Annotated in this window: 13 protein-coding genes; 8 read left to right on the top strand and 5 right to left on the bottom strand. The window is 50.9% G+C overall.

Annotated elements, in window-relative coordinates; all coding sequences use genetic code 11:
- Positions 1 to 21: 21 nt before the first annotated feature.
- The 3 genes from HOJ08_08960 (at position 22) to HOJ08_08950 (ending at position 3,682) form a co-directional block, all read left to right on the top strand.
- Positions 22 to 1,575 carry a methionine--tRNA ligase gene (locus HOJ08_08960; GenBank protein ID MBT5673563.1) on the top strand — a complete coding sequence of 518 codons (1,554 nt, stop codon included), beginning with the start codon at positions 22 to 24 and terminating at the stop codon, positions 1,573 to 1,575.
- A gap of 125 nt (positions 1,576 to 1,700) precedes the next feature.
- Positions 1,701 to 2,810 carry a hypothetical protein gene (locus HOJ08_08955; protein MBT5673562.1) on the top strand — a complete coding sequence of 370 codons (1,110 nt, stop codon included), beginning with the start codon at positions 1,701 to 1,703 and terminating at the stop codon, positions 2,808 to 2,810.
- A gap of 80 nt (positions 2,811 to 2,890) precedes the next feature.
- Positions 2,891 to 3,682 (top strand): TatD family hydrolase, encoded by a 792-nt coding sequence (locus tag HOJ08_08950; protein MBT5673561.1) that lies wholly within the window; start codon positions 2,891 to 2,893, stop codon positions 3,680 to 3,682.
- Here the strand turns inward: HOJ08_08950 and HOJ08_08945 are convergent.
- Complete coding sequence (locus HOJ08_08945; protein MBT5673560.1) at positions 3,679 to 5,400, bottom strand: thiamine pyrophosphate-requiring protein; 1,722 nt, start codon at positions 5,398 to 5,400, stop codon at positions 3,679 to 3,681. The genes HOJ08_08950 and HOJ08_08945 overlap by 4 nt on opposite strands.
- Before the next feature lie 180 nt (positions 5,401 to 5,580).
- On the opposite strand from HOJ08_08945, the gene HOJ08_08940 reads away from it, so the two are divergent.
- The 3 genes from HOJ08_08940 to HOJ08_08930 all read left to right on the top strand — a co-directional run bounded on the left by HOJ08_08940 (position 5,581) and on the right by HOJ08_08930 (position 8,372).
- Positions 5,581 to 6,372 (top strand): MBL fold metallo-hydrolase, encoded by a 792-nt coding sequence (locus HOJ08_08940; protein ID MBT5673559.1) that lies wholly within the window; start codon positions 5,581 to 5,583, stop codon positions 6,370 to 6,372.
- Positions 6,373 to 6,548: 176 nt separating this feature from the next.
- Positions 6,549 to 7,364 carry a nucleoside triphosphate pyrophosphohydrolase gene (gene mazG, locus HOJ08_08935; GenBank protein ID MBT5673558.1) on the top strand — a complete coding sequence of 272 codons (816 nt, stop codon included), beginning with the start codon at positions 6,549 to 6,551 and terminating at the stop codon, positions 7,362 to 7,364.
- A 126-nt stretch (positions 7,365 to 7,490) separates the two neighbouring features.
- Positions 7,491 to 8,372, top strand: coding sequence for a hypothetical protein (locus tag HOJ08_08930; GenBank protein ID MBT5673557.1), 882 nt, complete (start codon positions 7,491 to 7,493; stop codon positions 8,370 to 8,372).
- A gap of 35 nt (positions 8,373 to 8,407) precedes the next feature.
- Here the strand turns inward: HOJ08_08930 and HOJ08_08925 are convergent, their stop codons facing one another.
- The 4 genes from HOJ08_08925 to HOJ08_08910 form a co-directional block, all read right to left on the bottom strand.
- On the bottom strand, positions 8,408 to 9,289 hold the full coding sequence (locus HOJ08_08925) for an NAD(P)-dependent oxidoreductase (protein ID MBT5673556.1): 882 nt from the start codon (positions 9,287 to 9,289) through the stop codon (positions 8,408 to 8,410).
- Positions 9,290 to 9,454: 165 nt separating this feature from the next.
- The gene (gene groL, locus HOJ08_08920; GenBank protein ID MBT5673555.1) at positions 9,455 to 11,113 is read right to left on the bottom strand and encodes a chaperonin GroEL; all 1,659 of its coding nucleotides are present in this window, start codon (positions 11,111 to 11,113) and stop codon (positions 9,455 to 9,457) included.
- A gap of 78 nt (positions 11,114 to 11,191) precedes the next feature.
- The gene (locus HOJ08_08915) at positions 11,192 to 11,479 is read right to left on the bottom strand and encodes a co-chaperone GroES (GenBank protein ID MBT5673554.1); all 288 of its coding nucleotides are present in this window, start codon (positions 11,477 to 11,479) and stop codon (positions 11,192 to 11,194) included.
- A 70-nt stretch (positions 11,480 to 11,549) separates the two neighbouring features.
- The gene (locus HOJ08_08910) at positions 11,550 to 11,927 is read right to left on the bottom strand and encodes a co-chaperone GroES (GenBank protein MBT5673553.1); all 378 of its coding nucleotides are present in this window, start codon (positions 11,925 to 11,927) and stop codon (positions 11,550 to 11,552) included.
- 250 nt (positions 11,928 to 12,177) lie between these two features.
- Between HOJ08_08910 and HOJ08_08905 the strand changes: the two genes are divergently transcribed.
- Positions 12,178 to 12,444: a hypothetical protein gene (locus tag HOJ08_08905; GenBank protein MBT5673552.1), complete on the top strand. Its 267-nt coding sequence runs from the start codon at positions 12,178 to 12,180 to the stop codon at positions 12,442 to 12,444.
- Positions 12,445 to 12,686: 242 nt separating this feature from the next.
- A complete protein-coding gene (locus tag HOJ08_08900) occupies positions 12,687 to 13,544 on the top strand; it encodes an HAD family hydrolase (protein MBT5673551.1) in 858 nt (285 codons plus the stop codon).
- The last annotated feature ends 1 nt before the right edge of the window (position 13,545 follow it).

Raw genomic sequence — 13,545 nt, 5'->3', positions numbered from 1 at the left:
GGAAACCTGGAGAAAAACCCCATGGGGGAGCCTTTTTACGTCACGACACCCATCTATTACGTCAATGACGTGCCCCATATCGGCCATGCCTATACGACATTGGCATGCGACGTTCTGGCCCGGTTCATGCGCCTTGATGGGCGCGATGTTTATTTCCTGACAGGCACCGATGAACATGGCCAAAAGGTAGAAGAGGCCGCAGCCGCCGCAGGCATTGCCCCAAAAGACTTTGTTGATGGTAATTCCGCCCGTTTCCGCGAACTGGCACAGGCGATGAACATCAGCAACGATGATTTTATCCGCACCACGGAACAACGCCACTACGATTCGGTTCAACACCTGTGGCAAAGGCTGCGGGAACGCGACGAAATTTATCTGGGCTCCTATGCGGGGTGGTATTCAGTTCGTGATGAAGCCTATTACACCGAAACAGAGCTGCAAAAAGGCCCCGATGGTGAAAAAATCGCGCCAACCGGTGCCCCGGTCACCTGGATGGAAGAACCCAGCTATTTCTTCAAGCTTTCCGCGTGGCAGGACCGGTTGCTGGCCTTTTATGACGAAAACCCTGATTTCATCGGCCCCAAAAGCCGCCGAAACGAAGTGATCAGCTTTGTATCCGGTGGGCTTAATGATTTATCGGTATCACGCACCAGTTTCAAATGGGGCGTGCCCGTACCCGATGATCCCGATCACGTTATGTATGTGTGGCTGGATGCGCTGACCAACTACATGACAGGCGTTGGGTACCCAGATACAAATTCTGATTTATATTCAAGGTTTTGGGCATCATCTCTTCACATGGTGGGTAAAGATATTTTACGGTTCCATGCGGTCTATTGGCCAGCCTTTTTAATGGCCGCAGAGGTCACACCCCCCCGACGGGTCTTTGCCCATGGCTGGTGGACCAATGAAGGTCAGAAAATTTCCAAATCCACAGGTAATGTCATCGACCCCCACAGCTTGATCGACACCTACGGGCTGGATGCGGTGCGTTATTTCCTGTTGCGCGAAGTGCCTTTTGGCAATGACGGGGATTTTTCCCACACCGCCATGATCAATCGCATGAACGGCGAACTTGCCAATGATTACGGCAATCTGGCCCAACGTGTGCTGTCCATGGTCCATAAAAACTGTGAAGGCGTCGTGCCAGAGCCAGGCGAGCTCACCGAAGCCGACCGGGAATTTCTCGATGATGGCGTCATCAAATTGATCGATGGCATGCGCAAAGACATGGAACGCCAGGCGTTCAACGAAATTCTGGAGAATATCTGGGTTTGCATCCGCGCCGCCAATGCCTATGTCGATACCCAGGCACCCTGGAAATTGCGCAAAGAAGACCCCCCACGTATGAACACCGTGTTGTACGTTTTGGCCGAAGCCATTCGCCATTTGGCCCTGGCAACGCTGCCTTTCATGCCCGAGAGCTCTGACAAACTGCTGGATCAGCTATGTATTGCCAAGGATGCCCGCGATTTTAACCATTGGGGTAGGGATCATGCCCTGGCCCCGGGCACGACATTGCCCAAGCCCGAAGGCGTTTTCCCACGTTTTATCGCCCCAGAAGAAGATTCCTAAAGCCCCGATCCACCCATTCCTGACACTTGACTCCCTATGACACAGAATGGGACCCTTTTGGTCCTGACAACACGTCAGTGGTGGCTCCTCTGAAAGGGGCTGTCAAATACAACAGGGAGGAAAAAATGATCAAAAAGATATTCGCCGCAGGCCTTACCGTACTCGGCATTGCTTGCTTGGCCCCGGCCCCGGTACACGCTGCGGGCGACATGACTTTTTATAAAGGCAAAACAATCCGCGTCCTGATCGGCTATTCAGCCGGTGGCGGCTATGATGCCTATGCGCGTCTTGTCTCACGCAATATGGCCCGCTATATCCCCGGTAACCCAACGGTCGTCCCCCAGCAAATGCCGGGCGCGGGCAGCCTTGTTGCAGCCGGCTATCTCTATCATAAGGCCAAGCGCGATGGCACGGTCATGGCCACCATCAGCCAGAATGCCGCCATTTCCAAAATTCTTGAACCCAAGCGCGTTAAACTTGATCCGGGCAAGCTGACCTGGATTGGCAATGCCAATGAGGGCAACAACATCATCATGATGTGGCACACAGCAAAGGTCAAAAGCTGGAAAGACCTCAAGAAACGCGAATACATCATCGGCGGCGTTGGCACCCGGGGCACATCGGTTCAATACCCCCGCGCCATGAACAATGTTCTCGGCACCAAATTCAAGATCATCCACGGTTTCCGGGGTGGTTCACGCATCAACCTCGCCATGGAACGGGGCGAAGTGGAAGGCCGTGGCTCCAATGCCTGGACATCCCTGAAGGCCCGCACACCGCGCTACCTGAAGGAAAAGCTTGTCACCGTGGTCGTACAAATGGGTCTGACCAAAGAAAAAGACCTTGATGTGCCATTGCTGCACACCCTTGCACCAAACGAAGCGGGACGCCAAGTCCTCCGCCTGTTGTCATCGGGTGTCCGTGTTGGCCGCCCGCTGGTTTCCACACCGGGCTTGCCCGTTTCCAGGGTCCAAACCTTGCGTTCGGCATTCAATGCCACAATGGACGACAAGCAATTTCTGGCCGAAGCCAAACGCGCCAAGCTGGATGTCAATCCGGTGTCTGGCATCGAAGTCCAGAAGCTTATTTTAGAAACCCTACAGGCGCCGATGGAAATCGTTAAACTAACCCGCGCCGCACTGAGCAAGGGCAAGCTTTTCAAGTGCAAAGCCATTGTTAAAAACAAGAAGCTTTGCAAATCCAAGAAAAAGAAAAAGAAGAAGAAAAAATCCTAAATCTCATTTGGGATCAGAACAGAGAAGGGTCGCACAACAATAAGTGCGGCCCTTTTCTTATGAATTAGGTAAACTCCCCCATGATCATCGACAGCCACTGCCATTTGGACTTTCCCGACTTTAACGACGACCGCGACGCCATCATTGCGCGGGCGCGGGCGGCGGGCATTGGCGGCATGGTCAGCATCTGCACAAAATTCGCTGATTTCCCGGCAATTTTAGATATCGCAAACACCCATGATGGCATCTGGTGTTCTGTTGGCGTCCATCCCCACGAAGCAGAAGGGGCCAAGGGCCTGACCGCTGAGAACATCATGGCCGAGACCGATCACGCCAAGGTCATTGCCATCGGGGAAGCCGGGCTTGATTTTTATTATGAACACAGCCCACGCCCGGAACAGGAACAGGTCTTTCGAGCCCATATTGAAGCTGCCCGCCAAACGGGCCTGCCCATCATCATCCATACCCGGGATGCCGATGATGAAACCGTTCAAATCATTTCGGAAGAACAAGAACGCGGTGCTTTCCCGGGCTTGATCCATTGCTTTAGTGCAAACCGGGCCGTGGCTGAAACCGCGCTTCGCTATGGCATGTACATTTCATTTTCCGGCATTGTGACGTTCAAGAATGCCGAAAATGTTCGCGACGTGGCCAAAATCGTTCCCCATGATCGATTGTTGGTGGAAACTGATGCGCCTTATCTTTCCCCGGTGCCGGTTCGGGGGAAACGGTGTGAACCTGCCTTTACCGCGCACACGGCAGCCTTTTTGGGAGATTTTCTAGGGCTTAGTCAAAAAGAAATTGCCGATGTTACCACCGACAATTTCTTTAGGTTATTTCCAAAGGCCGACCGGGCCGATATAGCTGTCTAAATCGGGTCTGTGACCATCACGTTTAGCAATGCCTGGCGCTTTTCAACGGTCACGGCCTTGTGGGCGCGTTCAACCGCACCCATGACCTTTGCCGGGTCGGTGACTTGTTCGCCATAACCGCCGGAAACCTCGACCAATTTTTCGTAATGCTGTTCGACGGTGAAATGGGCCAGCGGCATCTGGTTGGCCTTTGAGGCATAACCATCAGGCACCATACGCAGGGTGGCACCGCGAACGGCCTGCCATTTCTGATTGTTCATCACCACCGACAGGATCGGCAATTTCTGTTCTGCGGCCACATAATGGGCAGAAACCGGCACGTTAAACATATACGCGCCATCGCCATGAACGCCGATGACCAATTTATCGCGGTCGGCCAATTTGTAACCCAGCGCCACGCCCATGCCATGACCAAGCCCCGAAGAGGCACCGGCATTCATAAGGTGCAGGGGTTTTTCAATGGGCAAATATTGCGGTGGCAATTTTGATTCCTGGGAGAAGATGGTGTCAGAATCACTCACTTGGGCAATACAATGGGACAACCACGCCGGATGGACCGGGGTCTGATTCTTGACGTCTTCCAATTTTTGGGCCCAATTATCTTCCAGCTTCTGATGCTTGGCGGTCACCACTTTGCGTCGGGCCTCGATCACATCTTTTGCGTCTTTCGAAGGCTCGCCCATGGCATTGGCCAGCGCCAACAGGCCAAGGTCTGTGCCACAAGCCAGAGAAATATCACTTCTGATATGGCGCACCGGGAACATCGAATACATCGGATCATTGGCCATCTGGATGACCTTACAGTCTTCGTTTGGCTGCACTTTGGCCGGCAACCAGGGTACGGCGCAATCGATCACCAAAATGGCATCGGCGGCTTCTACGTAAGGGATCGGGTTGCCACCGGCATACATGGGATGGCGGTTGGGCATGGCAATGAAGCGGTTGCCAAATTCGACCACGGGGATGGCGTATTTATCGGCCAAAGCCACCAATGCGGGCATCACGCCGGGGTTACGGCCGCCCCAATTGGTGATGATCACCGGGTTTTTCGCCTTCGACAGGATCGATGCTGCTTCGTCCAAGGATTTAGGATTGGGAAGCGATGATTCCGTGGGCTGGACCCGGCCCGGGGTTTCATAGGTGTATTCTTTCATTTTAATGGCCAGCACTTCGCGGGGCAGGGATAGGTAAACCGGGCCCTTGGGGTCGCTCATGGACATGGTCAGCATACGATCAACGATGGTTTCGATCTGTTCACCATTGCGCAGTTCGTAATCCCATTTGGCGGCTTCGCGCGTCATGCCGTTTTGGTCATACATTTCCTGGGTCCAATGGATGACATTGTCCCGATGGCCATCAAGCTGGTCTTCATTGGTGGGCGTGCGCCCGGCGGTAAACAGCATCGGGATATTGCCCCGCGATGCATTCAACAACCCGTTCATACCATTGGCAGTGCCAACATTGACATGCATCATGGTCAGCTGGGGCTTGCCGGTGGCCAGATAATAGCCAATGGCCATATGCTGGGCGGTGTTTTCATGGGGAACCGTGATGGGTTCCGGATGGGGAAGCCCCAAGGTCTGCGCCTTGGACAGGGATTCGATCAGCGGTGCGAAATCGGTACCGGCATTGCCAAACAAGTAATCAACACCGCGATCAGCAAGGATCGCCAGATAGGCATCGGCAACGGTGACGTCTTTGAGTGTTTTTGTAGGCATTCTGGTCTCCCGATAGAATTAACCCGGCTTTTCCGCCGGGGATGGTGTTGGCAGACAATCTAAACCGTCCGCTGCCATATTGAAAGGGGTGCAATGGCCCACCCAGTTGCTAAACTGCCCCATCAACAACGAGTTTCAACCTATGGACAATGACATGGTGGCTTTTACAACGGGTGTTACATGCGCGTAACCATCCTTGGCTGTGGTGGCGCATCTGGCGTGCCCATGATCGGCAATATTTGGGGCGATTGTGACCCCAAAAACCCCAAAAACATCCGCCGCCGGTCATCAATCTTGGTGGAACAAGGCGACACCACGCTTTTGGTCGATACCGGGCCTGATTTACGGCTCCAGCTTCTCGATGCCGGGATTGGCCGCCTTGATAGCGTGCTCTATACCCACACCCATGCCGATCACACCCATGGGATTGATGAATTGCGCGCCCTTAACCGCATTCAACGCTCAGGAATAGACGCCTGGGCAACAGAAACAGACTTAAAGCATCTAATTAGTAAGTATGATTATATATTTGATTCTGAAGATAATTTCAAAGATGGCATAAACTTTTACAAACCCAGCCTAACGCCAAAACAATTCACCCACGGCGAACCCTTCACCATTGGCGATATCACCGTTTTGCCCTATGCCCAGGATCATGGCTTCATGGAATCCACCGGCTTTCGCTTTGGCGATATTGCCTACACCACCGATGCCGTTGAACTGCCTGATGAAAGCTTTGAAGCCCTGAAAGGCATCAAAACCTGGATTGTGTGCTGTCTTCAGGACAAGCCGCACCCAACCCATGCCCATTTCGACCGTATTATGGGCTGGATCGACAGAGTGGGGCCCAAACAAGCCATCTTGACCCATCTTTCCCATCGCCTTGATTACGGTGATCTTACCCAACGGCTATCTGGCACCAATGCCAAACCCGCCCATGATGGTTTAACCATAGAAGGGGCCGATACATGATTGGGTTTGGCATGTTTATCTTTTCATCCCAGGCGCAATACACATTCCAGTACTTCTTACGTAACCATTTTGAACCCCTTGAAACAACAGCATTAAATACAATTGGCTCAAACGCTTATCCTTAACACTTATATTTTCCATAATATACATTATACGATTACTTGATGGTTATACAAATGGTTGAAAACGATCCACAGAATGAATTATCCCCTATCGAAAAACTGATCGATGTGATGGCAAAATTGCGTGATCGTGAAAACGGTTGCCCGTGGGATATTGAACAGACGTTTGAGACGATCGCGCCTTACACCATCGAAGAAGCCTATGAGGTGTTCGATGCGATACAGGCTGGCGATCAAGCGGCGCTGAAAACTGAACTGGGCGATTTGTTGTTCCAGGTGATCTATTACGCCCAAATGTCGCGCGAAAATGGTGGTTATGATTTTGACGATATCGCCAATGCCGAGTCACAAAAAATGATCAGCCGCCATCCGCACGTCTTTGGTGATGCCCATGTGCCCGATGCCGATGCACAGACATTGGCTTGGGAAGCGCAAAAAGCAGCAGAACGCGGAAATTCTGGCGATAAAAGCGCCCTGTCAGGGGTGGCAAAGGCCCTGCCCGCCCTAATTCGCGCCGAAAAACTGGCCAAACGGGCCGCCCGGGTGGGCTTTGATTGGGAAAATACAGCCCAAGTGATTGAGAAAATTCACGAAGAACTGGCAGAGACCGAAGCAGAGATCAATTCAGATGCCCCAAAGGCAAAGATAGAGGGTGAAATCGGTGATTTATTGTTCGCCGTGGCCAATCTGGCTCGTAAAACCGGCATTGACCCCGAAGCGGCGCTCCGCACCACCAATGACAAATTCATCCGCCGTTTTGCCCACATAGAGGCCGAATTAAAAAAGCGCGGCAAAACCCCCGAACAATCCGATCTCGCCGAAATGGACGCGCTCTGGAACGAAGCAAAGGAGAAAGAAGGCAATCGTTAAGGTTGGCAAGACCGTAAAGACAGCCACACCAGCACGACATTTTGATCTGGATTAAATTTTGGATACAATGGGTGTATAGGCGGGTGTATAGGCGGGTGTATAGGCAACAATCAAGGGGCCGGTTAGATGAAGATATTTTTATATTTGGTGCTGCTCATCGCATTTTTACCGCAGGCGAATGCCAGAGATAAAAATGATGGGCCTCAGTTATATTTATACCCTGTAAAAGATAAAACGGGCACGCTCATCAAAGTGGGCCATTTCGTTGCACGCAACGATATGAAACGCGCAATCGGCAAGGCCTTCACGAAACAATTGGACGGGGGAAAAGGCAATAAAGTTGGCGGGTTTAAGAAGATCAGGCAAGGTCATTGCTATGCAATCATCGCCCGATCGGCCAAAAATCAATCCCGTAGCAGTAAATATGGCATCAAAACCGACAAGACTATGGAAGCCCTCAAAAAGAGAACAAGAAAGGGCATAAAAAAGGGCCGCAAAGTCATCGAAATTGCCTGCAACAAGGGCCATCAGAAAGAGACCAATGTCAGTAGTCTTGAGTTTAAAGCCAGCACCTGCCCTGCCGGTTCTCCAAAGGCTTTTAGTCGCTACTGGGTAAAGGAAAGAGTCCCCGGAATATTCCAAATATACGGGACAAGAACAAGGTACACGTTCAATATGCGTCACCCTAGTCCCCAAAAAATAAAAGCTGGAAATGTGAAATTAGAAGCAGCGATCATGAGCATTTGTGGCGATCGCCCCGGCATGAAGCGGAGAGCATCTCTTTATGAGAGACTCAAAAAAGAATTTTATGGATATGCAAACACGCGTACGCAGGCATACCGCGAAGAATGTGCCAGGGGGCCACGCTACCCGCTATCGACGGTGGAAATAAGGCCCGGAGGCACGAGATATACCCACAAAGAAATGGAAACAAGGCGCAGAATAAAAATAGCACACGATAGAAAATGCGCTAAATCCAAAAACGGGGGCTCTGGTAAGGGCGGTTGAGCTTCCGATTTCACCAATTAAATGTTGCGCGGGCCTTATTCTTTATTTAACCGCGCAATCAAACTGGACGTATCCCAACGCGCGCCACCCATTTTTTGCACTTCGGCGTAGAAACCATCAATCATTTCTGTGGTGGTCAGCACTGCGCCATTGCCTTTGGCTTCTTCACGACAGATGGCCAAATCCTTGCGCATCCAATCGACGGCAAAGCCGAAATCAAACTCGCCCTGCACCATGGTTTTGGCGCGGTTTTCCATTTGCCAGGACGATGCCGCCCCTTTGGAGATCACATCGATCACCCGGTCCATATCAAGGCCCGCGCGCGCGCCAAAGTTCAGGCCTTCGGCCAATCCCTGAACCACCCCGGCAACGCATATCTGGTTGACCATTTTGGTCAATTGTCCGCTGCCTGCCGGGCCCATTAAAGTCACAGCCTGCGCATAGGTTTCCATCACGGGTTTTGCGGTTTCAAACACGGCCCCATCGCCGCCGGTCATGATGGTGAGGGTGCCATTGATGGCCCCTGCTTCGCCGCCTGAAACCGGCGCATCCAGAAAGCCAAAGCCCGCAACCGATGCCGCCTTTTCCAGTTCGCGGGCCACGTGGGCCGATGCTGTGGTATGGTCAACAAAGATTGCACCCGGTTTTAAGCCGCCAAATGCGCCCGATGGGCCAAGGGTGACGTCACGCAGATCATCATCATTGCCGACACAGGCAAACACGATGTCTGCCCCCTGCCCGGCTTCTTCGGGGGTTTCGGCCGATGATCCGCCGTATTCATCAACCCAGGCTTTGGCCTTTGATGCGGTGCGGTTATAGACCGTCACGTCATAGCCCGCCTTTGCCAGATGGCCAGCCATGGGCCCGCCCATAACGCCAAGGCCAATAAAGGATAATTTAAAATTCTGGGTCGCCATCTCAAACCTTCCCTGTTTTTATTCAGGTTTTATTCTAGACAAAAAGAAAGGGCCGCGTAATGCGGCCCTTTCCCCTACTCGTACTAATACTCGGACTATTACTGATACTGGTACTGATACTGGTCGCCCGAATACTGATACTGAGAACTTGGTTGGATAAGCAGACTAGAAGCCGCCCATGCCACCCATGCCACCCATGCCGCCCATGTCAGGCATCGCAGGTGCTGCACCGGCGGCGCCGCCCTTTTCAGGCTTATCGGCAACCATGGCTTCGGTGGTGATCAACAGACCTGCAACAGACGCCGCGTCCTGCAATGCAGTACGGACAACCTTTTTAGGATCGATGATGCCGGCCTTGACCAGATCTTCGTAAACACCGGTTTGAGCATTGAAGCCCTTGGTGTCGCCCTTGGCTTCCAAGAGCTTGCCAACAACAACGCCGCCATCGGCACCGGCATTTTCAGCAATCTGCTTGGCAGGTGCCTGAATGGCACGACGCACGATTTCAACGCCGACCTGCTGGTCGTCATTTTGGGTCTTGGTCTTGTCCAGGGATTTGATGGCATACAACAATGCGGCACCACCACCTGGGACAACGCCTTCTTCGACCGCCGCACGGGTGGCGTTCAGTGCATCATCAACGCGATCTTTGCGTTCTTTGACTTCGATTTCCGTTGCACCACCAACCTTGATCACGGCAACACCACCGGCCAGCTTGGCCAGACGTTCTTGCAGTTTTTCACGATCATAATCGGAAGTGGTTTCTTCGGACTGTGCGCGGATCTGGCCACAACGATCCTGGATCGCCTTTTTCTTGCCAGTGCCATCAATGACAACACATTCTTCCTTGGAGATGGAAACACGCTTGGCAGAACCGAGCATATCCATCGTTGCACTTTCAAGCTTGATGCCGAGGTCTTCACTGATAACCTGACCACCGGTCAGAATAGCAATGTCCTGCAACATGGCTTTACGACGATCGCCAAAGCCCGGGGCTTTAACCGCAGCAACCTTCAGGCCGCCACGAAGCTTGTTGACCACGAGGGTCGCAAGGGCTTCGCCTTCGATGTCTTCAGCAATGATCAGAAGCGGCTTGCCGGACTGAACAACCTTTTCCAAAAGCGGCAACATGGCCTGCAAGCTGGAAAGCTTTGATTCGTGAAGCAGGATAACGGGATCATCCATTTCACAGATCATCTTTTCAGCATTGGTGATGAAGTAAGGGGAAAGATACCCACGATCAAACTGCATGCCTTCAACGACTTCCAGTTCGGTCTGCAGACCCTTGGCTTCTTCAACGGTGATAACGCCTTCTTTGCCAACCCGGTCCATTGCCTGAGCAATCATGGCACCGATGTCGGTTTCGCCATTGGACGAAATGGTTCCGACCTGAGCAATTTCTGCGTTGGTCTTGATGGGCTTTGCACGCTTTTCAAGATCGGCAACCACGGTCTTGACTGCTTCGTCAATGCCGCGCTTCACGTCCATGGGGTTCATGCCAGCAGCAACGGATTTAACGCCTTCACGCACAATGGCCTGGGCCAGAACGGTTGCTGTGGTGGTGCCGTCGCCGGCTTCGTCATTGGTGCGTGAAGCAACTTCACGAACCATTTGTGCGCCCATGTTTTCAAACTTGTCGGAAAGTTCGATTTCTTTGGCAACCGTCACACCATCTTTGGTGATCCGTGGTGCGCCAAAAGATTTATCGATGACAACGTTGCGACCCTTGGGGCCGAGGGTGACTTTGACGGCATCCGCCAACACATCAATACCGCGCAGCATTGCGTCACGGGCTTCGGTTGAAAATTTGACCTCTTTAGCCATGTTTTGATTACTCCCTTTAGAGACTGTCGTGATTTAAGTGATTGAACTAAATTCAGATAGTGAAGAAACGTGGGATGCCTATTCGAGCACGCCCATAACGTCGCTTTCTTTCATGATCAAAAGATCCTTACCGTCGACCTTGATCTCGGTGCCGGACCACTTGCCATAAAGGACGCGATCGCCCTTCTTCAGGTCAAGGGCGTGAACGTTGCCTTCTTCGTCGCGGTAGCCCGCACCAACGGCAACAATTTTGCCCTCAGATGGCTTTTCCTGAGCGGTGTCAGGGATGATGATGCCGCCTGCGGTTTTTTGTTCCGCATCCAGCGCCTGGACAATAACGCGATCATGCAATGGCCTGATGTTCATGTATAAATTCCTCCTGTCTAAAAAATAAGACTGCTAATGGTTGATGTTAAATACGGGGTCTTGATTGCAATTAGCAGCAATCCGAACCCGGTAAATGATTGTGATCCTTGACGGCTGCCTTGGCGGCCGGTTTGGCCTTGGCGTGAATCTTGGCCGTGGCCCCCAGAACACCCAGAATATCGTTTTCTTTCATGATCATCAGCTCTTTGCCTTCGATCATAACTTCGGTGCCAGACCATTTGGCATAAAGGACGCGGTCGCCCTTTTTGACGGAAAGCCCAACAGGCTTGCCCGTTTTCTTGCTAAGCAGGCCGGGGCCAGTAGAGATAACTTTACCTTCAGATGGCTTTTCCTGTGCCGTATCTGGAATAATGATGCCGCCTGCGGTCTTTTCTTCTGCGTCTAGCGGCGAAACTACAACGCGATCATGCATGGGCCTGAATTTCATGCCATCCCCCTGGAATTAAGTGTTAAATACCAATGTGTTACGAGGCTTCCGCGGATGCTGTCTAGCACTCCACCCCGTAGAGTGCCAAAGATATAGGGATGCCCCTCCCCCATGTCAACTCCACCCCCCCAAAAAACCCCGAATTAAACCTAAAATGCGGTCTATTTGGGGAATCTGGCGAGGAAAAATGTAGCTTGTTTGGGGGTGATTACCATCATAGGGTGTAAACTTACGATTGGGAGGGATGGAAATGGCTGAAGATAATACTCAAGAGGCCCAAGAAACAGATGGGCCAAAGAAAGCAAGCGATCAAATCGTTTTACAATGGCAGTCTATTATCGCGACACAAATGCATTTCAACGACATGATCTTGCGAACAAGAGCAATTGGCTCCAGCATGGTTCTGGCCGTTTACGGGTATGCTTTTCTTACTTTGGTTCAACAACCCGCACCATATTTATCAATATTTTGCCTAAGTATTCATGTCAGTTTTTTATTATCTGTTTTGCATTGCTGATGCTCCTAGGCATCTTCCTGATGGATGTCACTTATTACTACAGATTGCTATTAGGGATGGTCAAAATCGGAATAGATTTTGAAAGAACAAACCGCTCCATCCTCGATCAGACAACACAACTTGGAACAATAGTCAGTGCAAAATGGGCCCATTTTGTAGTGTCAGTCTTTTATCTAATCCCACTAATTATTGGCATCTCCTCCCTTTTCTATATAGCCACAAAATAACTGAGAGGAATATCGATGTTTAGGCTCGTTATATGTGACCTTGATAACACGCTCTATGATTGGCTCTCTTATTTCGTACCGTCTTTTTATGCAATGGTTGATTCAGTTATAAAAACCACGGATTGGGACAGGGAAAAACTATTAGATGAATTTCGAATGATTCATCAGAAACATCATGATTCCGAGCACCCATTCGCACTGTTAGAAACAGAATCTGTCCTTCAAATGTTTCAAGGCAAAGACCCTAAAATATCTAAGGAATATTTTGATTCTGCTTTCCACGCCTTTAATTCTATGCGGAAGAAAGAACTCAAAACATACCCCGAAGTTCATGAAACCCTAAACGCCCTCAAGGAAATGGATATTTGTTTAGTCGCACATACTGATGCAAAACTCCACGCATGTGTGGATAGGCTCCAACGCTTAGATTTAACACAATATTTTGACTTAATATTTTGTCGAAAACGTGCCGATAGTGACCACCCAGATGGTTTGTCAGAAAAGGAACGGCTAAAGGGCTACCCCATAGAAAAAATTACGGAGCTTCCTCATGAACGAAGGAAACCAGACCCAAATATTTTAAAAGAAATTTGTGAAACAATGAACGTCAGCCCACAAGAAACAGCATATGTAGGTGACAGCATTGCCCACGATATAATGATGGCAAATGACGCTGGAATTTTCTCGATTTTTGCCAAGTATGGAACTAAGCGAGATAATGATGAGTGGGATAAATTAGTTAGGGTCTCCCATTGGACGCCAGAAGATGTTCAACGAGAAAAAGAACTTCGGGAAACTGCAGAAAACGTAAAAGCAAATTTTACAGCCAACACTATTTCTGAAATTCTAATTCCTATCAACCGTGCAAATTAGT

This window comes from Rhodospirillales bacterium (assembly GCA_018666775.1).
GTDB lineage: Bacteria > Pseudomonadota > Alphaproteobacteria > SMXQ01 > SMXQ01 > JABIXC01.
This window is presented reverse-complemented; position numbering and strand designations above follow the sequence as displayed.